Annotated in this window: 23 protein-coding genes and 4 pseudogenes; 16 read left to right on the top strand and 11 right to left on the bottom strand. The window is 64.2% G+C overall.

Going from position 1 to position 25,721, the window contains the following annotated elements; translation table 11 throughout:
* Positions 1 to 254 precede the first annotated feature (254 nt).
* Positions 255 to 1,165 (bottom strand): annotated as a pseudogene (locus ACLFKU_RS23300) (porin); the annotation flags it as partial.
* Positions 1,166 to 1,802: 637 nt separating this feature from the next.
* On the opposite strand from ACLFKU_RS23300, the gene ACLFKU_RS23295 reads away from it, so the two are divergent.
* Positions 1,803 to 2,339, top strand: a complete 537-nt coding sequence (locus ACLFKU_RS23295) for a hypothetical protein (RefSeq protein WP_368585126.1) — start codon at positions 1,803 to 1,805, stop codon at positions 2,337 to 2,339.
* Positions 2,340 to 2,630: 291 nt separating this feature from the next.
* A complete protein-coding gene (locus ACLFKU_RS23290) occupies positions 2,631 to 3,065 on the top strand; it encodes a hypothetical protein (protein ID WP_410850618.1) in 435 nt (144 codons plus the stop codon).
* A 250-nt stretch (positions 3,066 to 3,315) separates the two neighbouring features.
* On the opposite strand, the gene ACLFKU_RS23285 is transcribed toward ACLFKU_RS23290, so the two are convergent.
* Complete coding sequence (locus ACLFKU_RS23285) at positions 3,316 to 3,747, bottom strand: hypothetical protein (protein ID WP_368585128.1); 432 nt, start codon at positions 3,745 to 3,747, stop codon at positions 3,316 to 3,318.
* A gap of 241 nt (positions 3,748 to 3,988) precedes the next feature.
* Here ACLFKU_RS23285 and ACLFKU_RS23280 point away from each other — a divergent pair, with 241 nt between their 5' ends.
* From ACLFKU_RS23280 to ACLFKU_RS23265, 4 genes are read left to right on the top strand one after another with little or no spacing between them, the layout of a single operon-like run.
* Positions 3,989 to 4,690 (top strand): CDP-alcohol phosphatidyltransferase family protein, encoded by a 702-nt coding sequence (locus tag ACLFKU_RS23280; protein ID WP_410850617.1) that lies wholly within the window; start codon positions 3,989 to 3,991, stop codon positions 4,688 to 4,690.
* On the top strand, positions 4,687 to 5,502 hold the full coding sequence (locus ACLFKU_RS23275; RefSeq protein ID WP_410850616.1) for a 2OG-Fe(II) oxygenase: 816 nt from the start codon (positions 4,687 to 4,689) through the stop codon (positions 5,500 to 5,502). Before ACLFKU_RS23280 ends, ACLFKU_RS23275 begins: the two co-directional genes overlap by 4 nt.
* Positions 5,499 to 6,551 (top strand): lysylphosphatidylglycerol synthase domain-containing protein, encoded by a 1,053-nt coding sequence (locus ACLFKU_RS23270; RefSeq protein ID WP_410850615.1) that lies wholly within the window; start codon positions 5,499 to 5,501, stop codon positions 6,549 to 6,551. The genes ACLFKU_RS23275 and ACLFKU_RS23270 overlap by 4 nt, the downstream gene beginning before the upstream one ends.
* Before the next feature lie 28 nt (positions 6,552 to 6,579).
* Positions 6,580 to 7,344 (top strand): NTP transferase domain-containing protein, encoded by a 765-nt coding sequence (locus ACLFKU_RS23265; RefSeq protein ID WP_013092354.1) that lies wholly within the window; start codon positions 6,580 to 6,582, stop codon positions 7,342 to 7,344.
* A 25-nt stretch (positions 7,345 to 7,369) separates the two neighbouring features.
* Here the strand turns inward: ACLFKU_RS23265 and ACLFKU_RS23260 are convergent, their stop codons facing one another.
* The gene (locus ACLFKU_RS23260; RefSeq protein ID WP_410850685.1) at positions 7,370 to 7,552 is read right to left on the bottom strand and encodes a hypothetical protein; all 183 of its coding nucleotides are present in this window, start codon (positions 7,550 to 7,552) and stop codon (positions 7,370 to 7,372) included.
* Here ACLFKU_RS23260 and ACLFKU_RS23255 point away from each other — a divergent pair.
* Positions 7,470 to 8,872, top strand: a pseudogene (locus tag ACLFKU_RS23255) (MFS transporter). The gene ACLFKU_RS23260 and the pseudogene ACLFKU_RS23255 overlap by 83 nt on opposite strands.
* Positions 8,873 to 8,895: 23 nt before the next feature.
* Here the strand turns inward: ACLFKU_RS23255 and ACLFKU_RS23250 are convergent.
* A complete protein-coding gene (locus ACLFKU_RS23250) occupies positions 8,896 to 9,945 on the bottom strand; it encodes a S1C family serine protease (RefSeq protein ID WP_410850614.1) in 1,050 nt (349 codons plus the stop codon).
* A gap of 177 nt (positions 9,946 to 10,122) precedes the next feature.
* Here ACLFKU_RS23250 and ACLFKU_RS23245 point away from each other — a divergent pair, with 177 nt between their 5' ends.
* A complete protein-coding gene (locus tag ACLFKU_RS23245; RefSeq protein WP_410850613.1) occupies positions 10,123 to 10,521 on the top strand; it encodes a VOC family protein in 399 nt (132 codons plus the stop codon).
* A 163-nt stretch (positions 10,522 to 10,684) separates the two neighbouring features.
* Positions 10,685 to 11,611, top strand: a complete 927-nt coding sequence (gene ppk2, locus ACLFKU_RS23240; protein ID WP_368585135.1) for a polyphosphate kinase 2 — start codon at positions 10,685 to 10,687, stop codon at positions 11,609 to 11,611.
* 97 nt (positions 11,612 to 11,708) lie between these two features.
* Here the strand turns inward: ppk2 and ACLFKU_RS23235 are convergent.
* Positions 11,709 to 13,297, bottom strand: a pseudogene (locus ACLFKU_RS23235) (inorganic phosphate transporter).
* A gap of 185 nt (positions 13,298 to 13,482) precedes the next feature.
* Positions 13,483 to 14,076, bottom strand: a complete 594-nt coding sequence (locus ACLFKU_RS23230; RefSeq protein WP_368585137.1) for a short chain dehydrogenase — start codon at positions 14,074 to 14,076, stop codon at positions 13,483 to 13,485.
* 226 nt (positions 14,077 to 14,302) lie between these two features.
* On the opposite strand from ACLFKU_RS23230, the gene ACLFKU_RS23225 reads away from it, so the two are divergent.
* The gene (locus ACLFKU_RS23225) at positions 14,303 to 15,148 is read left to right on the top strand and encodes a CHAD domain-containing protein (RefSeq protein ID WP_410850612.1); all 846 of its coding nucleotides are present in this window, start codon (positions 14,303 to 14,305) and stop codon (positions 15,146 to 15,148) included.
* A 103-nt stretch (positions 15,149 to 15,251) separates the two neighbouring features.
* Positions 15,252 to 16,847, top strand: a pseudogene (locus ACLFKU_RS23220) (diguanylate cyclase).
* 68 nt (positions 16,848 to 16,915) lie between these two features.
* Here the strand turns inward: ACLFKU_RS23220 and ACLFKU_RS23215 are convergent.
* The 3 genes from ACLFKU_RS23215 to ACLFKU_RS23205 all read right to left on the bottom strand — a co-directional run bounded on the left by ACLFKU_RS23215 (position 16,916) and on the right by ACLFKU_RS23205 (position 20,038).
* Positions 16,916 to 18,022: a VTT domain-containing protein gene (locus ACLFKU_RS23215; RefSeq protein WP_368585141.1), complete on the bottom strand. Its 1,107-nt coding sequence runs from the start codon at positions 18,020 to 18,022 to the stop codon at positions 16,916 to 16,918.
* Positions 18,023 to 18,332: 310 nt separating this feature from the next.
* Positions 18,333 to 18,971 (bottom strand): GTP cyclohydrolase I FolE, encoded by a 639-nt coding sequence (gene folE, locus ACLFKU_RS23210; RefSeq protein WP_176125881.1) that lies wholly within the window; start codon positions 18,969 to 18,971, stop codon positions 18,333 to 18,335.
* A gap of 137 nt (positions 18,972 to 19,108) precedes the next feature.
* Positions 19,109 to 20,038 (bottom strand): LysR family transcriptional regulator, encoded by a 930-nt coding sequence (locus ACLFKU_RS23205; RefSeq protein WP_013092343.1) that lies wholly within the window; start codon positions 20,036 to 20,038, stop codon positions 19,109 to 19,111.
* 433 nt (positions 20,039 to 20,471) lie between these two features.
* On the opposite strand from ACLFKU_RS23205, the gene ACLFKU_RS23200 reads away from it, so the two are divergent.
* From ACLFKU_RS23200 to pcaC, 5 genes are all read left to right on the top strand, one after another.
* Entirely contained in the window at positions 20,472 to 21,179 is a 708-nt protein-coding gene (locus tag ACLFKU_RS23200) for a 3-oxoacid CoA-transferase subunit A (RefSeq protein WP_410850611.1), read from the top strand.
* A gap of 13 nt (positions 21,180 to 21,192) precedes the next feature.
* Entirely contained in the window at positions 21,193 to 21,852 is a 660-nt protein-coding gene (locus ACLFKU_RS23195; protein WP_062131414.1) for a 3-oxoacid CoA-transferase subunit B, read from the top strand.
* A 293-nt stretch (positions 21,853 to 22,145) separates the two neighbouring features.
* Positions 22,146 to 23,525 (top strand): 3-carboxy-cis,cis-muconate cycloisomerase, encoded by a 1,380-nt coding sequence (locus ACLFKU_RS23190; RefSeq protein ID WP_410850678.1) that lies wholly within the window; start codon positions 22,146 to 22,148, stop codon positions 23,523 to 23,525.
* A 5-nt stretch (positions 23,526 to 23,530) separates the two neighbouring features.
* On the top strand, positions 23,531 to 24,322 hold the full coding sequence (pcaD, locus tag ACLFKU_RS23185) for a 3-oxoadipate enol-lactonase (RefSeq protein WP_013092339.1): 792 nt from the start codon (positions 23,531 to 23,533) through the stop codon (positions 24,320 to 24,322).
* A complete protein-coding gene (pcaC, locus tag ACLFKU_RS23180) occupies positions 24,319 to 24,720 on the top strand; it encodes a 4-carboxymuconolactone decarboxylase (RefSeq protein WP_013092338.1) in 402 nt (133 codons plus the stop codon). The genes pcaD and pcaC overlap by 4 nt, the downstream gene beginning before the upstream one ends.
* Before the next feature lie 274 nt (positions 24,721 to 24,994).
* Here the strand turns inward: pcaC and ACLFKU_RS23175 are convergent, their stop codons facing one another.
* Together ACLFKU_RS23175 and ACLFKU_RS23170 are read right to left on the bottom strand one after the other, a co-directional pair.
* Complete coding sequence (locus tag ACLFKU_RS23175; RefSeq protein WP_410850610.1) at positions 24,995 to 25,198, bottom strand: hypothetical protein; 204 nt, start codon at positions 25,196 to 25,198, stop codon at positions 24,995 to 24,997.
* 117 nt (positions 25,199 to 25,315) lie between these two features.
* Positions 25,316 to 25,708 (bottom strand): hypothetical protein, encoded by a 393-nt coding sequence (locus ACLFKU_RS23170; RefSeq protein WP_410850609.1) that lies wholly within the window; start codon positions 25,706 to 25,708, stop codon positions 25,316 to 25,318.
* Positions 25,709 to 25,721: the final 13 nt, after the last annotated feature.

Genomic DNA, 25,721 nt, shown 5'->3' with positions numbered 1-25,721 from the left:
ACAGCGCGATGCTTCGCGACGAAGCTACCGTGCCGGCGGCGCGCTTTCGCGGCGTCGCACGGCGGCCGGGGCAGTATACCGAGCATGCGTCGAGGTCGTCACTAGCGCGGCGAAGGGTTTATTGGTCTGACGGCAAACCGTAAGGCCCATGAAAAAACCCGCGACGTGATCGTGTCACGCGCAGGTTCGACCGCGGCGCGGAGGGATGGCCGCGCGCCGCAATGCCTGCACGCAGAGCGGGCGAAGAACCGCCGTCAGAAGCGATGCCGCACACCGACTGCCGCGGCCACCTGATTGCCGGTCGACGACGGCGCAAGCGTATTGATCGCCGCGACGTTCGCGCCGAAGTTGCCGAGTGCGCCCGACGCATGCTGGTACACGCCTTCGATATACACGTCGGTGCGCCTGCTCAGCGAGTAATCGCCTTGCAATGACACGGTGTGCCACTTCGGATCGCCCGAGCCGTTGGAGCCGCTCACCTTGCCGTCGGTGAACGTGTACGACGCGGCGAGGTTCACTGCCGGCGTCAGCGCATACCGGCCGTTCACTTCATAGTTGTCCAGATGCAGGTTGGTGCCCGCAATGCCAGGCAGCGTCGCGCCGCCGACGTTCACGCCGGTGATGCCGTCGAGTTGCGTATGTGTATAGACGAAGCCCGCGGTGGCCGGCCCGTAAGAGTAGTTGATGCCCGCGCCGAACGTGCGTTGCAGATCGGCCGCGATTGCCGCGGTGCCGTTTCCTTGCGACACGGCGCCGTTCAGATTCGAGCTGCCCGAGTTGTTCAACTGCAGATAGGCAGCGGCCAGGCTCAACGGACCGTTGTCGTACGAAGCACCCGCGCTCTCCATGCTCGATTGTTGGCGAACTGGCCGGCCGCGTTGCTGAAACCGTACAGGCCGCCGAACTTCAGGCCCGCGTAGTTCGCGCTCGAGTACTTGACGGCATTCCTGATCGAGAACGAGCCGGAAAGATTGTCGTTGTCGAACGGGTGGGCCGCGAGATTATTGCCGTAGCCCCCGCCCGCATCCGATAGCGGCGCCAGGTAGTCGCTGACCGAGTCGTACTGGCGGCCGAGCGTCAGCGTGCCGAACTGATCGCTCTTCAGGCCGACGAACGTCTGGCGATTGAACATCGTACTGCTTTCGGTGTTCTGGCCATTGTTCAACGGCGTGCGGCAAGCCTGCCGTGATGAGAGTTCTTTGCATGTTCGGGATTCACTCAGGGATGACTCGGCATGTTGACTGACGATTTCCGGTGAAGTGTAATTGCCGCTATGCAGATATTTAATTACGCGATTTACAACCGTTTATTTTCGAAGCCGGGATTTATGTGAATTAATCGTGTAAGTGCAGGTCGCCAAAAGCAAATCATTTTTAATGACGAATGGGCGGCTGCGATGTGAAGCCACGATGTTGCCGGACGGTTACGACGCAAAGGCTTCCCGGCGCGCACCGGATGCGCGCATTGGCACCGATTCCCACCATTTTGTGCAACGCAGTCTTACGTAGAAAGCGTTAAATCGCGATGGGATGCCACTTATAATTTCCATAGACCCCTTCGACCAAAGGGTGTCTTTTTCATTTTTACACGCGGCTTTCGGGCCGCGTTTTTTTATCTGACGTTTAAAGCGGTTTTATACATTGTCGCGTAAGGGTAAATAGAATTTTTCACCGCTCGAGCGGCTTCGCCGTTCCGAACGCGCCTTGTCCGTTCGTCAGAGCGAGCGGGGCGAAGCGGGCCGGGCAGGTAGAATCGCGGGTTCGTAATCTGATTGTGCGCCCTGCGAAGTGAGTGAACCTGTGATGAACGACACGCCCTTTCCCTCGACCGACACGAATGCCGGGTCCTTGGCCGACGACTCGTCCGGACCGGACGAAAGCGTGCATGAAGAGCGTCTGTGGCGCGATAACGGCTGGACCGCGCGCATCATCAAGAACGAAGACGACGAAGGCTGGGCCGTCGAAATGATCAAGGACGGCGAGGCGGAGCCCGCGCTCGTCGGACCTTGGACGATGGGTCGCAACAAGAAGGATCCGAAGCCGCTCGACGTATCGGCGTTCAACACGCTGGTGAAAACCGCGGCGGAAGTGCTGCGTCGCCACGAGCAGCAACTGCGCGCGCAACTGCACAAGGCGGTGCGCGTGCCGAGCGCGGACGGCAACGACGAACTCGACATCACGCTCGACATCGTTCCGGACGAGGACGAGCCGTACGCGCTGTTGAGCGCGCTCGATATTTTCGGCGAGCAGATCGCGCAGGTGCAGGTTGCGCCGACCTTCAAGCTCAGCAAGGCGAGCGCCGCCGCGTGGGTGGCGAACGAGTTTCGCCGGCCGGGGTAAGCGGCGGTTGTAGGCGCGGTTGCGTCGTGATCGGATCGTCTTAGGCCATCCGGCTGAGGAGCCAGCGAACGGGAATCTCGCGATAATTTGCGGTCTCCTTTGGCGGCCTCGCGAGGTGGACTTGAAATGGATTTTGATGTTGCGACGAGGGTTTTATCGACGTGGCGAACGTTCGCTATGACCTCGCTCATCTGCTTGCCAGCGCGTTCACTTTCGCGATTCCCGCCTCGCAGCGATTTCCTGCAGTGACGGCAACGGTCCACGTCGAATACACGTCACATTGCGTGTCGTTTGGGAGCGGGCGCGACCGGGCCACTCGATTTCGAAGTGCTCGGCGACGCGCGCACAATATTCGATCATCGCAATGTGGCGCGCGCGTTTTGCCCCGACCGACACCGCTGGTCGCTCAAGCTGCCGGCGATCATCGCGCAGTTGGCAGAACGGCGGTGCTATTTCACTGGCCGCTCCAACTGGCTCGTGATCGAAGATATCGATGATCGTGGCGAAACGGTCGAGTACGAGGTGTTTTTCCGTTTGCGCAGGGCGGCGGCAGCGCAACTGCGGCTCGTGATCGAGAGCGCGTATGTGCGCACCCCGGGCAGCCCGCAAGCGGCAGGCAAGCCGGATATTCCTCGCAACCGCCGGAGCATCGTGCGATTTCGCGTGATGGCGGCCGAGATTTTGAGAGGCGAATCGATCCGCGACCCGAGCCTGAGTCGGCACTAGAAAAGAACTGGATGTGTGAGAGTGGCCTGGCCAGAAACAGGTGAGGTCCCGCGCGGGGGCCTCATGACTTCGCGGGAGCGCTTGATCGGTGCGACCGACGTAACCAGCACGGCTGGACCCTGTTGACCAGGAGGCAGATAGACGCCCTTGCGGAGCCCCGAAAAATCTATCTGCGGCAATTGTACCGTGCCAACCCCTGCTCGGAGCCATCTCAATACCGATGGCCGCAGCCAGCGCGTGCCGCCACCGCCTAGTTGCGCTTGCAAAAAATCGCGGTTATCAGTGGCGCGACGTGATGCACGATCGCCGTGCTGCCGGCGTTCTCGAGTGCGCTTTTAACCTTGTCGTCGCCGCCGAACACGACGGCGCCATACGCGGACTGCGCGACCGGTTCGCCGTCGCCGACCCGGAACATCGGGTCGTCTTTTTCGAAGCCCACCACCGCGAATACGCGGAAACCGAACGCGGTCAGATGCGCACCCGGCATCGGCGAGAACGCGTTGATCGAGTTGCTTTCGACGTGACTTGGCTTCGGGTTGATCAGTTGCTGCTGCATCAGATCAGCAATGAACTGGTGGCCGCTCTCATTGCATACCAGTGGCGCGTCGAGCTCCACGGCGAACGAGGACAGCGGCAGCGCGGCGGCTGCGGCAAACAGCAGAGGGGCAAGAAAACGGTTCATGAGTGTAGGCGGGCGTCCACAGTCGATGTCGTGGATTAGCAACCACTGCGCCATCCCCCGGAGGGAGCTAGCGGTGCTGCACATCGAACAGATTCCACGTGACTGGCACAACTGGATTCGCACTTTACAGCGATTCGGCGAATTCCGCTTTGTGGCGAACACACGAACGGTATCTGCGAAATTGCGGGGAAACATACGACAGAACAGCAAGCTTTCAGAATCCCGTATATATTTCCGCCTTATGACTTCGCAACCCCGACCTCCAATAAACGTCCCGCCTCCACGTACGTGGGACGCCCGGCTCGCCCGCCGGCTCGTGACACCGCTAATCGATACCTGGGTCACCCCGAATCATTTGACCACGCTGCGCCTGCTGATCGGCGTCGCAGGCGCGCTGTGCCTTGCGCATGGGGGATTCGCGTGGGCCAATGCGGGCGCACTTCTGATCGTTCTGTCCAATTTCGTCGATCACACGGACGGCGAACTCGCGCGCGTCGGCGGCAAGTCGAGCCGTATCGGTCATTTTTACGACCTCGCCTGCGATGCGCTCGTGACCGTGATGCTGTTCGTCGGCATGGGTATCGGTGTCGGCGGTGCGCAGATCGATGCTTTGAAGTTCGCTCCCGGCGCGCTCGGCGCGGTTGCGGGTGTCGCGGTTGCCCTGATCTTCTTTTTGCGCATGCGGATCGAGGAAATGGTCGGCAAGGCCGGCACGAAGCAGGCGTCGGTGGGGGGCTTCGAAACCGAGGACGTGCTCTACCTGTTGCCCATCGTCACGCTGACGAATGTCGTCGCGCCGTTCGTGGTGGTCGCGTCGATCGGCGCGCCGCTGTTCGCCGCCTGGGTGGTGATCGACTACTGGCGCGTCGCGCGCCGCAGCGCTCGCCCGACGGCCAAGGCCCCCAGCGCTTCCGAAACCAGTCAACAGTGGGCCGTCAAATGAATCTGCACGCCGAAGACGACGTGATCGCGCCCGTGTCGACAGGCACGCCCGTCGCGGCGCTCACGCCCGCGCCCGATGCCGACCGCGCGGTCGCGAGCCGTACCCGCACGTTCGACAACGCGCGTCTGCGCAAAGACTTCGCCGCGCAGGACGCGTTTCTGTATCTGGAAGATTTCCTCGCGCCGGAAGTCACCGCGCAACTGGTTCAAAGCGCGCGCTCGCTGCTCGACGAGGTGAACCGCAACTATCTGCCGGGCCACAAACAGGGCGGCAGTGTCAGCCGCCATACGATCGACCGTCTCGCGCCGTTCATCGCCGAGCTGTATCGCTCGAAGGAGTTGATCGGCTGGCTCGAGCAGCTGAGCGGCGACCAGTTGCAGGTGTCGCCCGCCGACGATCCGCACGCGTACGCGCTCTACTACTACACGCGCCCCGGCGACCATATCGGCTGGCACTACGATACTTCGTATTACGACGGGCGCCGCTACACGCTGCTGCTCGGCGTGATCGACGAATCGTCGTGCCGGCTCGACTACGAACTGCATACCCGCAATCCGCAGGTGCCGGACCAGCCGGGCTCGGTGCAGATTCCACCGGGCGGCCTCGTGTTTTTCGATGGCGACAAGCTGCGGCATCGCATTACGCCGGCCGGCCCGAACGAGATGCGCGTGTCGCTGACGTTCGAATACGTCACCGATCCCAATATGCGGCCGTGGCGCCGCTTCGTTTCGAACATGAAGGACGCAATCGCGTACTTCGGTTTCCGTCAGGTGTTCCGTCAGATGGCCTCGCGCGGCAAGGACGCCGCATGAGTCGCGCCGCGCTGCTTCTGCTGTCGATCGGCTCGGCGCTGTTCGTCGGCCTGCTCGCGTGGCAGGGCTTCGGCTCGGTGGCGTCGACCTTGCTCGCAGCCGGCTGGGGGCTCGCGGTCGTCGCCGCGTTCCACGTGGTGCCGCTCCTGATCGATGCGGCCGCGATCGCGGTGCTGTTCAAGCGCGCCCACCCGTCCCATGACGGCGCGCATGAAGGTCCGGCAAGCCGCGCGCGAGCCGGACTCTCGCTGCGCGATGCGCTGTCCGCGCGCTGGGTCGGCGAATCGGTGAATAGCCTGCTGCCCGCTGGACAGATCGGCGGTCCGGTGGTGATGGTGCGGCAACTGTCGCAGCGCGGCATGCTGCTGCGCGACGCGGCCGCCGCGATCACAGTCAGCACGACCTGGCAGGCGCTCGCGCAAATCGTGTTCGCGCTCGGCGGCCTCGCGATGTTCGGCGCCTACGCCGCGCACGGCACGCTGCACGACCTGCGCACCGCGACGCTGATCGCGACCTGCGTGCTCGGCGCGCTGATCGCCGGGTTTTATTTCGCGCAGCGGCGCGGCCTGTTCGGCCGTCTGCTCGCCGTGGTGTCGAAGGTGTTCGGCAAGCGCGACTGGTCGTCTCTGATGACGCGCGCGGAAGCCGTCGATGCCGCCGTGCAGTCGCTGTACCGCGAGCGCGGCCGCGTGGCGGCGAGCTTTGCGCTGAGCCTCGTCGGCTGGGTCGTCGGCACGGTCGAGGTTTGGCTCGCGCTGCGTTTTCTCGGCCATCCGGTCGGCTGGATCGACGCGCTGCTGCTGGAAAGCATCGGCCAGGCGATTCGCGGCGCGGCCTTCATGATTCCGGGCTCGCTCGGCGTGCAGGAGGGCGGCTATCTGCTGCTCGCGCCGCTGGTGGGTTTGCCGCCCGACGCGGCGCTGGCGTTGTCGCTCGCCAAGCGTGCGCGTGAAATCCTGCTGGGCCTGCCGGGCCTGCTGGTATTGCACTTCAGCGAACGAAGCTGGCAACGTCGGCGCGCCCCGCGGCGTGTGCCGGTTGCCGATTGACCTCCGTACTTTTTTCAAAGGACCGCGCATGCGCGCCATCATTCTCGCAGCGGGCCTCGGCCTGCGTCTCCAGCAGCCGCCGCAAGCCCAGTTTCCGAAATGCCTGTTGCAGTTCGACGGCATGAGCCTGCTCGAACGGCATCTGCAGATGCTCGAAACCGCCGGCGTGACCGACGTCGTGCTGGCGCTTGGTTTCCAGCCGGAATCCGTGCAGGCGGAACTCGCGCGCATCAACTGGCCGCATAAGGTCGAGACCGTGCTCAATCCGCGTTTCGATCTGGGCAGCGTGCTGACCGTGCATACGGTTGCCGACGCGTTGACGCGCGGCGGCGACGTGCTGCTGATGGACGCCGACGTGCTGTACGACGAGCGCATCCTGAACGCGCTGGTGGCGGGGGAGTCGGTCAACCGTCTGCTGATCGACCGCGATTTCGAAGCGGGCGACGAGCCGGTCAAGCTGTGCCTGAAGGACGGCGTGCCGGTCGAATTGCGCAAGCAGCTCGCGGTCAATCTGGAGTTCGACACGATCGGCGAATCGGTCGGCTTCTTCCGCTTCCGCGAGGAAACCGCGCGACGCTTTACGCAGATCGTCGCCGGCTATATCGACAGCGGCCGCGCGAACATGCCGCACGAAGAGGCGGTGCGCGACCTGCTGCTCGAGCGCAGCCAGGTATTCGACACGGCCGACGTGACCGGCGCGCCGTGGATCGAGATCGACTTCCCGAACGACGTCGCGCGCGCGGCCGACGAAATCCTGCCGCAGTTGCAGCCGCTCGTCAGCGCATCGCGCTAAAGCTTCCGCCGCGCGCCAGCGCGCCTCACGGCGCGCGGCAATCCCCTCGCGCGACAACATTTGTTGCCGCCGCAATGCCATAATCGGCACTTTCCATTGATGGCGGGCCGCCCGTCGCCATGACAATGCTGCTCGCTTTAGGCGCTTTCATCGTTCCGCTGATCGTCGCGTGCGCGATGTTCATGGAAAACGTGGACGGCACGGTCATCGTGACGTCGCTGCCTGTTCTGGCGCGCGACCTCGGTCATGATCGATCACGCTGAAGCTTGCGGTTACCGCGTATGTGATCGGCCTCGGCGTTTTTATCCCGATCTGCGGCTGGGTCGCCGACCGCTTCGGTTCGCGCACCGTGTTCCGAACCGCGATCGGCATCTTCATGGCGGGCTCGCTGCTGTGCGCGGCGTCCACTTCGCTCGATACCTTCGTGCTTGCGCGCTTCGTGCAGGGCATCGGCGGCGCGCTGATGGTGCCGGTGGGGCGCATCATCATCTTCCGTTCGCTGCGGAAGTCGGAGTTCATTCGCGCGATGAACTATCTGTCGGTGCCGGCGTTGCTCGGTCCGGTGGTCGGGCCGCCGCTTGGCGGCTTTATCACGACCTATCTGCACTGGCGTCTGATTTTCGTGATCAATGTGCCGATCGGGCTGCTCGGCATCTGGCTCACCAACAAGTACATCGCCAATACGCGCGAGCCGCATCCAGGCCGGCTCGACTGGTTCGGCTTCTTGCTGTCGGCAAGTGGCGCTTCGCTGTTCATGCTCGGGCTCTCGCTCGTCGGCGGCGAACTGGTGTCGACAGGAGAATCGGTGGGCATGTGCATGACCGGTATCGTGCTGCTGCTGGTTTATGTGCTGTACGCGAGCCGCGTCGCGTTGCCGGTGCTCGATCTGCGTTTGCTGCGCATTCCGAGTTTTCATGCGAGCGTGATCGGCGGTTCGCTGTTTCGTATTGGTCTTGGCGCGGTGCCGTTCCTGTTGCCACTCGCGTTGCAGGAAGGGCTCGGCATGACCGCGTTCAGAGCCGGCGCGATCACATGCGCGTCCGCGTTCGGCTCGATCTTCATGAAGACGGTGGCGTCGCGCATTCTAGAACGCTTCGGCTTTCGCACCGTGCTGATGGTCAACGCCGCGTGTGCGGGTCTGGCGATCGCCGTGTACGGGTTGTTCTTTCCCGGCACGCCGCATTGGGTGATCTGGTGCATCGTGCTGGTGGGCGGCTTCTTTCCCTCGCTGCAATTCACGTCGCTCAATACGCTGGCCTATGCGGATATTCCGAGCAGCGAGGTCGGCCGCGCAACGAGTGTTGCGAGCGTGATCCAGCAGATGTCGCTCGGCCTCGGCGTGACGATCTCGGGCATCGTGCTGCTGATTTCGCATCGTCTGCAAGGGCATCCGAACATCGTGTTCTCCGATTTCTGGCCGGCGTTTCTGGTCGTCGGTCTGTTCTCGTGCCTGTCGATTCCGATTACGCGGCGGCTGCCGCGAGACGCGGGTGATGAGATCGCGCGCGGCAGCCGCGGGCGCGCGTAAGTCAAGATACGGGCGCAGTCTTCTTAGCCCGCCTGCTCCACCGGCGTCACCGTCAACTCCAGCCGCTGCGCGCCGCGCAACACCGTCACGCTGACCGGCTTGTCGATACGCGAAGCGTCGAGCGTGCGTTGCAGACCATCCACATCCTGCACCGGCTGTGCGTCGATCGCGACGATCGTGTCGTCGGTGCGCAAGCCGCCGAGCGCGGCCGGACTGCCTTTGACGATCTCCATGACGTGCACGCCGCTTTGCGTGCCGAGCCCAAAGTAACGCTGCACACGCCGCGACAGCGGCGTCGTCGTGCCGGCCACGCCGATATACGCGCGTCGCACGCGGCCATGCGCGAAGATCTGCATGATGACCCACTTCGCGGTATCGATCGCGGTCGCGAAACAGATGGCCTGCGCGCCAGGAATGATCGCGGTATTCACGCCGATCACCTGACCCGCCGAATTGATCAATGGTCCGCCCGAGTTGCCCGGATTCAACGCCGCGTCGGTCTGGATCACGTCGTAGATCATGCGGCCGGAGTTCGAGCGCAGCGACCGGCCCAGCGCCGAAACGACACCGGCCGTCACGGTCTGCTGCAGCCCCAGCGGGCTGCCGACCGCAATGGCGATCTGCCCGACGCGCAGCTTCGACGATTCGCCGAGTTCGACGTGCGGCAGCGGCTCCGGCGAACCGATGCGCAGCACCGCGAGATCGCTGCCGGGATCGTCGCCGACCAGATCGGCGTCGAACTTCGCGCCGTCGGCCAGCGTCACCTGGATATGCGTCGCGCCATGCACGACGTGGCTATTGGTCAGCAGGTAGCCGTCGGGCGTGAACAGAAAGCCCGAGCCGGTGCCGCCGCGCGCGCCGCGCCCATGCGCGGACGCGTCGCCGGGCAGCCGGCGTTCGACGGCGATAAACGCGACCGCCTGCTGCACGCGCTCCAGTGCGCCGATCACGGTGCGGGAGTAGGCGTCGAGCAGCGCGTCGTCGCCGTTGGTCAAAAGGTCGGTGGATTGGGGCCCGGGGGCGTCGGATGCGGCGCTCGACAGGTCATCGATGAAGCGTGGACGGCTTCCCATAACGATGCTCCGGATAGACGGGCTGCGAGATGCGGGGCGTCGCGCGCGTTTTCAAGGGCGTCTGGGGCGGGGCGCCCGGGGCCGTCGCCGCGGGCCGCACTGGCGGCCATCGCGTGTGAGACACTTTCCGGGGCGGGCCGTCGCTCGCCGCTCGCTCGCGCCACGGAGAACTACTTCATGTCCGCATCTACCGCCTCAGCGCCGCAACCTCCGCAGCCGGATCCACGCATCGAGTCTCTGAGCGCGATCACGCTCGCTACCAGCGACATGCAGCGCGCCGTCGCGTTCTACGAAGCGCTCGGCTTTCCGCTCAAGTACGGCGGTCCGCGCGAGGCGTTCACGTCGTTCGCGTTCGGCAGCTCGTATCTGAACCTGATCGCCGATGCGCGTGCGCCGGTCAACTGGTGGGGGCGCGTGATCATCTACGTGTCGGACGTCGACGCGATCTATGCCAAGGCGCTGGCGGCGGGCTTGCAGCCGTCGTCCGCGCCGGCGGATGCGCCGTGGGGCGAGCGCTATTTTCATATCACCGATCCGGACGGCCACGAATTGAGCTTCGCGCGGCCGCTGCACTAGCGGAGGAGGCCCAGGCAAAACTCGCTATCATGGGTGTTACCACACCTCCGCAGCGGCCGCCCACGCGGTAACACGGCTGACACCTCGCGCTTCGATAATCGAACGCGACCGCGTCGCGCTAGCCGCCGCGCGCCATCCCATTCCTGTTGCGAGGAGAGCCGCAATGAAAGAGCCGGACCCGAGACCCGATTTCGAATTGATGGCGGAGCGGCAACGCCGTTTCGAGGAAGACCTCATCGATGCCTATGACGAAGAACTCGAAATGGAGGTCGACGACCGCATCATCGACGGCCCGGCCGGCTTTACGCCCGAGCATCGCGAGGCGCGCAAGCAGTACTTCCGTGAACTGTTCCGGCTGCAGGGGGAACTGGTCAAGCTGCAGGACTGGATCGTCGCGACCGGACATCGGCTCGTCGTGATCTTCGAAGGGCGCGACGCGGCCGGCAAGGGCGGCGCGATCAAGCGCATCACGCAGCGACTCAATCCGCGCGTTTGCCGCGTGGCCGCATTGCCCGCGCCGAACAATCGCGAGCGCACGCAATGGTATTTCCAGCGCTATGTATCGCATCTGCCGGCGGGCGGCGAAATGGTGCTGTTCGATCGCAGCTGGTACAACCGCGCGGGCGTCGAGCGCGTGATGAACTTCTGCACCGACGAGGAATACGAAGAGTTTTTCCGCTCGGTGCCTGAGTTCGAGAAGATGCTCGTGCGCAGCGGCGTGCAGATCCTCAAGTACTGGTTTTCGATCACCGACGAAGAGCAGGAAATCCGCTTCCAGAACCGCATTCACGATCCGCTGAAGCAGTGGAAGCTGAGCCCGATGGATCTGGAAAGCCGGCGCCGCTGGGAGGCGTATACGCTGGCGAAAGAAGTGATGCTGCAGCGCTCGCATATTCCCGAGGCGCCGTGGTGGGTCGTGCAGGCCGTCGACAAGAAGCGCGCGCGCCTGAACTGCATTCACCATCTGCTGAGCCAGGTGCCGTATCACGACATCGAGCATCCGCACATCGAATTGCCGTCGCGTGTCTATCACGAGGACTATAGCCGCCAGCCGGTGCCTGAGGCGATGATCGTGCCCGAGGTGTACTAAAGCCGGATCGCATGAACGAGCTTGCCAACAAAAAAGCGCGGTACGTATAGAACGTACCGCGCTTTTTTTCGTGCTGCATTCAGCTGGAGCGGCGAACTTAGAACACCGATCGGAACACCCAGTACAACCCGCCCGCGAGCGCGATCGACGCGGGCAGCGTCAACACCCATGCAAGGATCAGGCTGCGCACGGTGGCCCATTGCAGGCCCGAGCCGTTGGCCGCCATCGTGCCGGCCACGCCGGAAGAGAGCACGTGGGTCGTCGACACCGGCAGACCGTAGACGTCGGCGGCACCGATCGTGACCATCGCGACGAGTTCAGCCGACGCGCCCTGGCCATACGTCAGATGCTGTTTGCCGATCTTCTCGCCCACCGTGACGACGATGCGCTTCCAGCCGACCATCGTGCCGAGACCCAGCGCGATCGCGACCGCCACCTTGACCCACGGCGGAATGAACTTGGTCGCGTGATCGATCTGCGTTCTGAAGTTGGCGATGACCTTTGCGTCCTCGGCCGAGAACTGCGGCTGATTGGCCTTCTACATCAGACGGATCGCCTCGGACGTGACATACATGTTGTTGCGCACGTTATCGACGATGCCTTGCGGCACCGCCGCCATCGAGCCGAATTCGCCGACCTGGCGGCCGATCTGCTCGGTCAATTGCCGCAGCGCCGGCAGTGTGGCGGGTGTCAACTGACGGGTGCGCACGAAGGCCTCGACGTCGGCGCGCGGATCTGCGGACGGCCCCGCGCCCTGCGTGTAGCGCGCTAGCGTCGCCGCGGTTTGATGCGCGACCGCGACGAAGTTCTGCGTTTGCTCCGGCGTGACCGCTCGATTCAGTGCGTACGCAGTGGGCACCGTACCGATCAGGATCAGCATGATCAGCGCCCCATGCCTTTCTGGCCATCGTTCGAGCCGTGCGCGAACGACACGCCCGTGCAGGTCAGAATCAGCAGACAGCGAATCCAGAACGGCGGCGGCTCTTTGCCCTTCGGCTCGGCATACAGCGCGGGCACGCGCACGACGGCCTTCAGGATCAGCAGCAGCAAGCCCGCGAGCAGAAAGCCCACGATCGGCGAAAACAGCAGCGACTTGCCGACGCCGAGCGCCTGAGTCCAGTCGACGCCGCTGGTGCCATTCGCACCATGCATCATCTGATTCATCAGGCCCACGCCGATGATCGAGCCGATCAGCGTGTGCGAGCTCGAAGAAGGCAGGCCCAGGGACCACGTGCCGAGGTTCCAGATGATCGCGGCGATCAGCAGCGCGAATACCATCGAGAACCCGGCGCTGCTGCCAACCTGCAGGATCAGCTCGACAGGCAGCAGTTGCAGCACGCCGAAGGCGACCGCACCGCTCGACAACAGCACGCCGAGGAAATTCCACGCGCCGGACCAGACGACCGCGATATTCGGCGTCAGCGAGTGGGTATAGATGACGGTGGCGACCGCATTGGCCGTATCGTGAAACCCGTTGACGAACTCGAAGCCGAGCGCGATCAGCAGCGCGACGCCGAGCAACAGATAGGGCAGCACCGAGCTTTCGCGCACGGGCTGCAGATCGTCTATCAGATGAACGCCGCAGTACACGACGCCCGCGATGAGCAGGCCGGCGAAAATAACCAGGCCTGCGCTACGGCCCTTGCCGCTGGCGGCGCCTGGTTGCGGATACGAAAGTTCCGGCATGACGTGAGCCCCAAAATTGTGGTCGCAGAGTATTCGATGCTGCTTTCGCTGCGTGTCGCAATGATGACAACTGCGTGACGGCAATGGGAGGCAGGAAAATAGACGCGGCGCGGATCATGCCGCGCCGCGCATCCGACTAAGCAAGTGATGAATAAAACCAGACGGTGAGCGCACTACGGTAGCGCCTACGATGCGCTGATGACCTCGCCGCTTGCACTACCACCGAGGGCGCGTTTATAGGCTTGCGCGACGATTTCCGCCGGCACCCCTTGCGACGGATCGCGGCCCATCGATTCGAGCGTTTCGGCGACCCACCCCGGGCTCACCACATTGACGCGGGCTTTGCCGCGCAACTCGAGCGCGGCCGAGCGCGCGAACGCTTCGACACCCGCATTGACGATGCTGACCGCGGCGCTGCCTTCCATCGGCTGTTGCGCGAGCACGCCGCTCGTCAGCGTGAACGAGCCGCCTTGGGACACATGGTCCACGCCGCAGCGCACAACATTGACCTGCCCCATCAGTTTATTGGCAAGACTAAAAGAAAAGTCTTCGTCGCCAAGCGCCGCGAGCGGCGCGAACTTCGCCGAGCCGGCCGCGCAGATGATCGCGTCGAAGCTGCCGGCTTGCGCATACATCGCTTCGATGCTGCGTTTGTCGGACAGGTCGACGTGCAGATCGGAGCCCTTGCGGCTTGCGCCGACCACGTCATGCTCGGTGGCGAGCAGCTTCACGATGTGCGAGCCGAGCAGGCCGGTCGCACCGACAACGAGTATTCGCATACATCCTCCTGGGGGTCTGTTTGGCGGCATTTGCCGCGCTGCACACTGCATCGTCAAATCGGAGCATTCGCCGGACCGCGCGATAAGCGCCCCATCGGTCGAGCATAGGCGCTGTCGACACGACGCGCCAACGCGCAACTGGAAAACCCGCTGATATGCGCGGTGATTCCCTCGTGAGCATCAATTTTGCTACGCTGGAAATACGGTCATGTTTCCGGGAGCATCGATGAAGCAAGACAGCGAAACAGCCAACGAGCCGGTACCGGAAGAATCGGCGCAGCGGGCCTTTGCTTCCTACGCCGAGCCACTCGTCGATGAGGCGATCAGACTCGCCAAAGGCATACACGACGACCCGTCACCCGAAGCGCTGCACAAACTGCGTGTGTCACTGCGGCGTTTGCGTTCGTTGTGGTGGGCGTTCGCACCGCTGCTCGACAAGGGCGAGAATTCTCGCCAGCGCGCGGTGTACAAGTTCCTCGCCACCGCGGCCGGTAAAACGCGCGATTGGGACATCCTGATCGAGTTGCTCAAGCAGGAAGGCGGTGACGCACAAGCGTTGATGCCTAAGCTCGAGCAGACGCGCCGCGATACGCTGGCGACCAGCCGCGAGACGTTGTTGAATGCCGACGTCAAACATCTGTTGCGCGATGCATTAGCCACCACTTCCGGGGAACTGCACGCCACCCACGATGCGGATATTGCGTTGCGCAAATTTGCCGCTCGACGCATCCGGGCGTCGGAGCGCTCATTGAAAAAGCGCATCAAACGCGCGCGCCATGCCAAACGCTCGAATTACGCCGCCTTCCACGATGTCAGAAAAGCGGGCAAGAAACTGCGCTATCTGTTCGAGTTTTTCGGGCCGGTGCTTAAAATCAGCCATAAGCGCACGCTCAAGCGGCTGAAAAAGCTTCAGAAGCGCTTCGGCTTGCTCAACGATACCGTCGCCAGCGAAGCGCTGTTGCGCGACAATGCGGCGTCGCTTGCCGACGCGGATCACACCGAAACCGCGTTGGCCTGGCTCGACAGGAAACGCAAACGCCGCTTGCGCGCGGCGTCGGAGCTACTGGGCTGAGCGAACGCTCTCGTCTCGCTGGCGCGGAGGACCCGCGGCCCAACATGCACGGCGCACCGCGCTGCCGGTCCAAAAGAATCGTCCGCGAAAGGAGGCGAGGAGCGTGGCACAGCATGGGCTTTCGCTGCGTCATCGGTTGCGCCTGACGTTGCATGCCGTTCGAACCGGGATGACCCGCTATGTGGGCAACCGCCCGTGGGTGGCCGGCGTCGCCGGCACGCTCGTCGCGTTGGCGATGTCGATCCTGACCGCGGTGGAGGTCGGCGAAGGTCGCCGTGAAATGCTCGCTCATGCGCGCCAGACCTCGCAAAACCTCGTGTCGATCATTTCCGCGGATCTCGCCCGTAACGTCGAAATCTATAGTCTGTCGTTGCAATCGATGGTGGATGCCGCGCGCGATCCGGATACCTGGACGCTGCCGGTCCCGGCACGCCAGGCGAGGCTGTTCGATCGCGCGACCACCGCCGCCTTTCTCGGCGGTGCGTATGTCGTCGGCGCCGACGGCGAAGTGGCGGCCGCACAGTACGACGACGCGAACACCACCGTCCATCTCGACGACCGCGAATACTTTCAGGTACAGCAGCGCAATCCGGCGGCCGGCCTGTATTTCTCGCATCCGTTCATGTCGCGGCTGCGCGGCGGCAAGCCGTCGATCGCGCTGACGCGGCGCATCGACGATGCGCAGGGCAACTTCGCCGGCATCGCGCTGCTCGCTATTCGCATCGAGTACTTCCAGCACCTGCTCGACCGGATCGACACCGGCGAGCAGGGTTCGGTTTTCATCGTGATGACGGACGGCACGCTGCTCGCGCGCAAGCCCATCGAAGGGCGCGATATCGGCGGGAGCGTCGCAAAGTCGCCGACCTTCTTACCGATGACCGCGCACGACTCCGGCAGCTTCGTAGCGGTCTCGCCGGTCGACGGTGTGCGTCGCATCTTCACATACGCGCACGTGCCCGGCACGCCGCTGATCGTGGCGATCGCGCCCGCCGTCGACGACGTGCTCGCGCCGTGGCAGCATCGCAGCCACGTGGCTGCTGCGCTGACCATCGCGTTCGGTGCGGTGTTCGTGGTCGTGTCGTGGCTGCTCACGTTCGCGCTGCGCGACAAGCAGCGCGCGCAGGCTGCGCTGATGCGTCTCGCGTCGACCGATCCGCTGACCGGGCTCAGCAATCGCCGCGTGCTCGACAAGCGGCTCGACGACGAATGGAAGCGCGCGCGGCGCGACAACAAGCCGCTGTCGGTGCTGTTCATCGATATCGATCACTTCAAGCGTTTCAACGACACCTACGGCCATGAGAGCGGCGACGAGGTGTTGGTCGCGGTGGCGGATTGCATCGCGTCCGTGGCGCGGCGCTCTGTCGATCTGGTCGCGCGCTACGGCGGCGAAGAGTTCGCGGTGGTGCTGCCGGATACCCCGGCGCAGGGCGCGTTCACGGTCGCGGAGCAGATTCGCCGCAAGGTGGAAAACCGCGTCATCGTGCGTGGACACGATGCGCCGCAGGCGGTGACGGTAAGCGTCGGCTGCGCCACGGCGCTGCCGAGCGCCACGGATTTCGCCAATGGAGTCGAGCTGCTGGCCGCCGCTGACGGATAGCTGTACGTGGCGAAGACCGAAGGGCGCAATCGCACCCGGTCGGCACAGTGGGCCGAGTATTCGGCGGCGCAGGGGGCGTCGAGTACAGGCGCGGCGCTCTGACGCCCAGGTATCCGTTCACGTGAGCGCGAGCGCTTTCCCGGCCTGCGTGGGTCGCGACGCAGCGCGAATCAGGCACGCTCCACGCTGCGCGGCGCGAAACCGCGCAACGTCACTGCAGCTGCCGTTTCACCCCACGCCGAACGTGGCTGAGCGGGCGCCGTGCCGGCCGCGTAAGCCAGCGAGCCCACCGGGAAGCCGCGCCGCTGCCATGCATCGAGCCCGCCGCGCAGTGCGCGAATCCGCGTGTAGCCATTGCGGCGCATATGTTGCGAGACTTCGAGCGCGGTCGCGCTGTCCGGACAGATGCAGTAGATGACCACGTCGTGCGCGCGCAGCGCACCGTCGATCAGTTCGGGCGAATGCGGATCGAGCGCGAGGGCGTCGGGAATCTGGCCTCGCAGATCGAGCAGCGGTGCGCCGGGCCGCGCATCGAGCACGCGGGACGGCGCCGTGCGACTCAGGCGACCGGAGTGCCGCCAGCTCCACGGCAGTCTCGATGCGACGCTCGCCGCCGAGGCATGCGTCGGCGCGGCCAGCATCGGCGTGGCCGGGGCCGACGCGGCTCGCGTGAACCGGCGTCGTTCGTCATATCGCAGATACAGCCGGTAGAGCAGATAGGCCAGCGCCACCACCAGAAGAATGTCGGCGAGTGTGCCGCCGCGCCGTTCGACGAATGCGCGCAGCATATGCACCTCGCGCTCCACAGCCGCGCCGCCAAGCAACCAGAAAGTCGCCCACGTGATCACGCTCGCCAGATCCCATAGCGCGTAGAGGCGGATGTCGACAGCGGTCGTGCCCATCAACGGTGGCGTGATCAGGCCGAGCCCAGGCACGAACTTCGAGATCGACACGAGCGGCATGCCATACCGTTCGAATAGCGAGCGCGCCATTTCGAGCCTCGTATCGACGACTGGCGACAGGCTGCCGAGCCATGCGAGTACCTTGCGGCCATACAGCCGGCCGGCCGCGAACCACGTGCCGTCGCCGATCAATGCGCCAAGCACCGCCGCGCCGAGCGTCGGCCAGAACGACAGGTTGCCCGCGGCGATCGCCGAGCCCGCGAACAGCAGCATCGGCACGGCCGGAATCGGTACGCCGAGGCGCGTCAGCAGGACGTTGACGAATACGATCGCGCTGCCCCAGGTTGAAATCGCCGACAACGGAAACTCGACCAATTGACCCGCTCCTGTTGCTGCGGTGAGCTGGCATGCGCACCGTGGATTCAGCATAGCCGATGGCTTGTGGGCGGTGCGGGTGGGGAGGGGGATTGGGCGGCGCGGTGATCAATTAGGGAAGAAGCTTGCGTCGACGGCCGCTGTTGAGCATTGGCCTGTATCGTCAAGACGCAACTAACTGTCAACCCCGCCTGCACCCCACGACATTGCCGGCGAGCGCGAAGAGCATGCGCGCGAGGCCGCACGCCGGATTCGCAGAGGCGGGGGCTGCATCGGCAGCGAACCCTTAACAGCCCCTGCGTTCACCGCATCAGGCATTCGGCATGGCCACCACGCCCGGATTTCCGACGATCGCCAGAAACTCCCGCCGTGTCGACGGATCGGTGCGAAACGTGCCGAGCATGCGCGAGGTGACCATCGTGACGCCCGCCTTATGCACGCCACGCGTCGACATGCACTGATGCGCGGCTTCGAGAATCACGCCGACGCCGGCCGGTTGCAGCACGTCGTTCAGCGTATCGGCGATCTGCACCGTCATCTTTTCCTGGATCTGCAGCCGCTTCGCGAACGCATCGACGAGACGCGCGAGCTTCGAAATGCCGACCACGCGATGATTCGGCAGATACGCGACGTGTGCGCGTCCGATGATCGGCACCATATGGTGCTCGCAGTAGCTTTCGAAGCGGATGTCCTTCAGCACGATCATTTCGTCGTAGCCGTCCACTTCGGAGAAGGTGCGCGCGAGGATTTCGCGCGGATCGACCTGATAGCCCGCGAAGAACTCCTCGTAAGCGCGCGTCACGCGCGCCGGCGTGTCGATCAGGCCTTCGCGTTGCGGATCGTCGCCGGCCCAGCGCAGCAGCACGCGCACGGCTGCCTCAGCTTCTTCGCGGCTCGGGCGTTCGACGGCCGCTGCGGGTTTGGTTTTCTTTGCCTTGCTGCTGGTCATGCGTCGTCCTCCTGGATCGCGTGTCGATGCTGCGCTGCGCGCGGGGTCAGTAACTGAGATCATTGTTCCATGTTTTGCGCCCGAAGGTGCCGATGCCCCTCTCGCTGCCGGGGCGGTCGCGGACTTGCTTCGAGCGGCTACTTCGGCCATTCGTCCATCGCATCGTTGAACAGTTCGGCGACCACGCCGCGCAGCCAGCTGAGGCGCGGATCGTTATGAAACTTGCGATGCCAGTGCTGACGCAGGTCGAAGCGCGGCAACGGCAGCGGCGGCTCGACGAGCATGATCGACGCATGCTCCGACACGTACGCGAAGCCGATCGCGTGCGGGACGGTCGCGAGCAGATCAGTGCGTGCGAGGATGAAAGGCAGGCTCATGAAGTGCGGCGTTTCGAGCACCGCGCGCCGCTTGATGCGCTTCTTTTCGAGGTACTGCTCGAGCACTTCCTGGCTGCGTCCCTCGGCGCGCACGACCGCATGCCCCGACGCCACGTATTGCTCGAGCGTGAGCGGCCCTTTCGACAGCGGGTGTCCGCTGCGCATCAGGCAGATGAAGCGGTGCGTGAAGAGCCGCTGCTGAAAGAAGTTGTTGCCCGCCAGGTCCGGAAAATAGCCGACGGCGAGATCGACATCGCCCGATTCGAGCCCGCGTTCCACCTGCGACGGCGACAGCGTTACCGAGCGCAGATTCGCGGACGGCGCGCGCTCGGCGAACAACTGCAAAAGACGCGGCAGAAACACGATCTCGCCGACGTCGGACAGCGCGATCGAGAACGTGTGCGTGCTCGTCGCCGGATCGAAGTCCTGCACGTCGAGCATGCCTTTCTCGATGCGCAGCAGCGCGTCGCGCGCGGCGGGCAGGATCGCGAGCGCGCGCGGTGTCGGCTCCATGCCTTTCGAGGTGCGCACGAACAGCGGATCGTCGAAGTATTCGCGCAGACGGCCAAGCGCGGTGCTCACGCGCGGCTGGCTCACGCCGAGCTGCTCGGCGGCGCGGCTCACGTTGCGCGTGTCTTCCATCGCGACCAGGTAGGGGATCAGATTCAGATCCAGATGTGTCTCGGACATGCTAGTTATGGCTCGCGGGGCGGGCGAGGCAACGCGGTGCCTATGCCGTATCGCTATAGAGCCTAGTTGATAAATCGCCCATAAGCATAGTGGGATTTCGCGCGGCCGGCTTTTTCGCGCGCAGGGCGAGCACTGGACGAGTGCAACCCGGACCTTCGCCGCCGCGAGCGGCGACCTATGATGAAGGGGGTTTCCCTGCCTTGACAATCCGCCCACAGGACAACCATAATCGCCGAGGCGTTCGCTAAACGAATCACTGTTCATGTAACGAACAAATTCAGAGGCGAATCAATCGAAGGCGCCAGCCCGCTCTCTCCCTCGCGAGCCGTCGCCAGCATGCCCGGAGACTGTTTCCGCGCGAGCTTTGCCGCGACCCTTGTCGGCGAGGGCTGTCAGCCCAGCGGCACGTAGCGCCCCCAAAGGAATTTTCGACATGATCAACAAGATTTTCGAGACACTTCAATCGGCTGTCGCCGATGTCCACGACGGCGCGACCGTCATGATCGGCGGCTTCGGCACGGCCGGCATGCCGTCCGAACTGATCGACGTGCTGATCGAGCAGGGCGCGCGCGAGCTGACCATCGTCAACAACAACGCAGGTAACGGCGACATCGGCCTCGCGGCGTTGCTGAAGGCAAAGCGCGTGCGCAAGATCATCTGCTCGTTCCCGCGCCAGACCGACTCTTATGTGTTCGACGCACTCTATCGCGCCGGCGAAATCGAACTCGAACTCGTGCCGCAAGGCAACCTCGCCGAGCGCATCCGCGCGGCGGGCGCGGGCATCGGCGGCTTCTTCACGCCGACCGCGTACGGCACCAAGCTTGCCGAAGGCAAGGAAACGCGCCTGATCGACGGCCGTCACTACGTGCTCGAAGCGCCGCTGCATGCGGATTTCGCGCTGATCAAGGCGTACAAGGGCGACCGCTGGGGCAACCTGATCTATCGCAAGACCGCGCGTAACTTCGGGCCGATCATGGCGAGCGCCGCGAAGACCGCAATCGTGCAGGTGTCGGAAGTGGTGCCGCTCGGCGGCCTCGACCCGGAAGAAATCGTCACGCCCGGCATTTTCGTGCAACGCGTGATCGAAGTGCCGCAAGCGGCGCATCTCCCCACGCCCAATCCTCACGACGCTGCTGCCTGACCCGGAGACCAACATGAAGAAACTGACCCGCGATGAAATGGCCAAGCGCGTTGCCCAGGACATCCCCGAAGGCGCTTACGTGAACCTCGGCATCGGCGTGCCGACGCTGGTGGCGAACCACCTCGCCGCCGACAAGGAAATCTTCCTGCACAGCGAAAACGGTCTGCTCGGCATGGGCCCGGCACCGGCGAAGGGCGAAGAAGACGACGAACTGATCAACGCCGGCAAGCAGCACGTCACGCTGCTCACGGGCGGCGCCTACTTCCATCACGCGGATTCGTTCGCGATGATGCGCGGCGGCCATCTGGACTTCTGTGTGCTCGGCGCGTTCCAGGTGTCGGCGAAGGGCGACCTTGCGAACTGGCACACCGGCGCGCCCGACGCGATTCCGGCGGTCGGCGGCGCGATGGACCTCGCGATCGGCGCGAAGCAGGTCTACGTGATGATGGAGCACCTGACCAAGCAAGGCGAAAGCAAGATCACCGCCGAGTGCTCGTATCCGGTCACCGGTATCGGCTGCGTGACCCGTATCTATACGGACCTCGCGATGATCGACGTGACGAAGGAAGGCCTCGTCGTGCGCGAGATTTTCACGGACATCGGCTTCGACGAACTGCTGAAGCTGACCGGCGTGCCGATGACCGACGGCACGCAGGCCGCGCGCGCGGCCTGATGCCTGGCTGAGGCGTCGCGGCGGCGGCCTGTTTTGCGGCCGCATCGATGGCGCCTCGTCTGAGGGCAGCATTGCACGAACGGGCCAGCGTTGACGAGGCAAATTCTTCGTCAGCGCTGGCCTGGCAACTTGAGCGACAGCCTGCCCGCGTTTGGCGCACAATACGCAGCACAAAGTGCGGCATACGTACGGCACGAACGCGCTATGAGCGCTGGTTCACCGCGGTGTCTGCTTCGAACCGCCGCGCGCCGCGCCGCTTCTTCACTTCCGATTTCCTCAACATCGTCGTCACCATGCTCGACTCCAGCGCCCGTCTGACTGGCCTTCTTTGCGGCACACAGCCGATGAACGACATCTGGGCGCCGCGTGCCACGCTGCAGCGAATGCTCGACGTCGAAGCCGCGCTCGCGCGTGCCTCTGCCGCGCACAAAGTCATTCCCGAATCCGCCGTTCCCGCGATCGAAGCAGCGTGCCGGGCCGACCAGCTCGACGCCGACGCGCTCGCACGCGACGCCGCGCTCGGCGGCAACCTCGCGATTCCGCTCGTCAAGCAACTGACCGCACGCGTCAAAGCCGCGGACGCCGAAGCGGCCAAATACGTGCATTGGGGCGCGACGAGCCAGGACATCATCGACACCGCGACGGTGCTGCAACTTCGCGACACCTTCGACCTGCTCGACAGCGGCCTGCAAGCCACCTGCGACGCGATCGCGAAACTCGCGGCCACCCATCGCGGGACGCCGATGACCGGCCGCACATGGCTGCAACAGGCGCTGCCGATCACGCTGGGTCTGAAGTTCGCGCAATGGCTAGACGCGCTGCTGCGACATCGCGATAGGCTCGATGCGCTGCGCGAGCGCGTGCTGGTCCTGCAATTCGGCGGCGCGGCAGGCACGCTCGCGAGTCTGCGCGAGGCGGCGCCGCAGGTCACGCAGTCGCTTGCCAGGGAACTCGGGCTCGCGGTGCCGACCCTGCCGTGGCATACGCAGCGCGATCGCATCGCCGAGACGGCGTCGCTGTTCGGCATGCTGATCGGCACGCTCGGCAAGATCGCGCGCGATGTCTCGCTGCAGATGCAAACCGAAATCGACGAACTCGCCGAGCCGGCCGCGGCCGGCAAGGGCGGATCGTCGACGATGCCGCACAAGCGCAACCCGGTCGGTTGCGCGGCAGTGCTGACGGCCGCGACGCGCGCGCCCGGCCTGGTCGCAACCGTGTTCGCCGGTATGGTGCAGGAGCATGAACGCGCGCTCGGCGGCTGGCAAGCCGAATGGGACGCGCTGCCGGATCTCGCACGACTCGCGGGCGGCGCGCTCGCGAACATCGAACAGATCGCGTCCGGCCTGAACGTGAACGTGCCGCGACTCGCGAAGAATCTCGACGTCACACACGGCCTGATCCTCGGCGAAGCGGTGATGCTCGCGCTCGGCGATGCGATCGGCCGGCTCGACGCGCATCATCAGGTGGAGCGCGCGTCGAAGGCGGCGATCCGCGACGGCAAGACGCTGTACGACGTGCTTGCCGCCGACGCGGCCGTGACCGAACATCTTTCGATCGAGCGCTTGAAGCAGCTGCTCGATCCCGCTCAATACGTCGGCCAGGCGCACGCATATGTCGACGCTGCGCTGGCGCTTCACACCACGCGCGCGCAGCGCGCCCATTCCAAGGAGTAACCGGCATGCCCTACGCCGCAGTCAACGGCACCGAGCTTCACTATCGCATCGACGGCGACCGTCACGGCCACGCGCCGTGGCTCGTGCTGTCGAATTCGCTCGGCTGCGATATGTCCATGTGGACGCCGCAGGTCGCGGCGTTGTCGAAGCACTTCCGCGTGCTGCGCTACGATACGCGCGGTCACGGCCATTCAGAAGCGCCGAAGGGGCCGTACACGATCGAGCAACTGACCGGCGACGTGCTCGGTCTGATGGATACGCTGAAGATCGCGCGCGCGAATTTCTGCGGCATTTCGATGGGCGGCCTGACCGGCATCGGGCTCGCGGCGCGTCACGGCGACCGCTTCGAGCGCGTCGTGCTGTGCAATACGGCCGCGCGCATCGGCTCGCCGGAAGTCTGGGTGCCGCGCGCTGCGAAGGCACGCTCGGAAGGCATGCTCGCACTCGCCGACGCGGTGCTGCCGCGCTGGTTCACGGCAGACTTCATCGAGCGCGAGCCGGTCGTGCTGGCGATGATCCGCGACGTGTTCGTGCACACCGACAAGGAAGGCTACGCATCGAACTGCGACGCGATCGACGCGGCCGACCTGCGTCCCGAAACGCCGGGCATCAAGCTGCCGACGCTCGTGATCAGCGGCACGCACGACCTCGCCGCCACGCCCGCGCAGGGCCGCGAACTCGCACAGTCGATTCCGGGCGCACGCTACGTCGAGCTCGACGCTTCGCATATTTCCAACATCGAGAAGGTCGACGAGTTCACGAAGACCGTGCTCGACTTCCTGACGGAGGCAAAATGAACGATGAAGACCGTTACGAAGCCGGAATGGGCGTACGTCGCGCGGTGCTGGGCAACGCGCACGTCGACCGTTCGCTCGCGAACCGCACCGAGCTGACCGAGGAGTTCCAGAACCTGATCACGCGCTATGCGTGGGGCGAGATCTGGACGCGTGAAGGTCTGCCGCGTCATACGCGCAGCTTGCTGACGATCGCGATGATGGTTGCGTTGAATCGCAGCGAAGAACTCGCGCTGCACCTGCGCGCCGCGAAGAACAACGGCGTGACGCGCGAACAGATCAAGGAAGTGCTGCTGCAGACCGCGATTTATGTCGGTGTGCCGGCGGCCAACTCCGCGTTCCACCTGGCCGACAAGCTGTTCCGCGAGGACGATGCGGCGGCCGCGGCGGCGAAGTCGTAAAGACCGCGCGCTCGTAGTTTTCGGAGCCAATCAGCAAACGCGCGACGGATGTTTCCGTCGCGCGTTTTTTTATGCGGCGATCGTCGCTACAACGCTTGCCGGCACCTGCACGCACACCCGGCACAATACAGTCTTCTTGATCACCTCCCGTCAATGCGCGAGCGCCGCGGCGCGCCGGATCAGGTCGAAGCTGACGGCAGGCGTGCTCACGGTAGGAACGCTTGCGGTAGGGGGCGGCCATTTCAGTTCGTCCGTTCAGACCGGACGCGAAAGGTCAGGACTGTCTTGAGTTCAATGCAGGCCAGTGGGCCAGTGCAATGAACCACAGCAGAACGACGTTCACCACCGGAATGAAGGTAAGCAGCGGCCAGGCTCCCGCATATCCCGCCTTCTTCAGGATCAGCCATAGCGGGATTATCTCCGCGATAACGACAACAAGAACGAACACCAGCCAGTGCCAAATGGAAAGAGCGGCCACGCCTACCTCCATCTTTAAAATTGACGGGCAGAGCTAAGTATAACGACGCAAGGCCGAATCCTTGCTCAATGTAAAAAAGACCCACGCGAAGCGGGTCCGCGTCTGACCCGGCGCGAGTCACTCGATCTGCCTGTACCGAGTGTCCCCGCTGACACGCTGCAACTGTTTCGAAACGATAAGAAACTGTTCGTCGCTAATCGTGCACTCCAGTTCGCCTATCTCATACACAGCAACCAGCTTGATCTTATTTCCATTTCGCTCCTCAAAGGTGATCTGATAGACCCCGCGCCACTTTTGTTCGCCATCTTCGTATTTGCCGATCTTCTCGGACGCCAGTCGCACGGCTTTTGTTTTCGTAGCATCGAAATCCAAGGAGAGGATGTCTGTTTTTCTCACCGCCATCTGGGCCACATAGGCCGGAAATCGGTCGCCGCATGGGGGGTATGGGCCGGTTTCCGCCAAGCATAGCGCGGGAAAAGATAGCAGTAGGACTGCAAAAGCGTGTTTCATGGATTCAAAGGGC

The sequence above is a fragment of the Paraburkholderia sp. EG304 genome (assembly GCF_046543485.1).
GTDB classification, from domain to species: Bacteria; Pseudomonadota; Gammaproteobacteria; order Burkholderiales; family Burkholderiaceae; genus Paraburkholderia; species Paraburkholderia youngii.
This window is presented reverse-complemented; position numbering and strand designations above follow the sequence as displayed.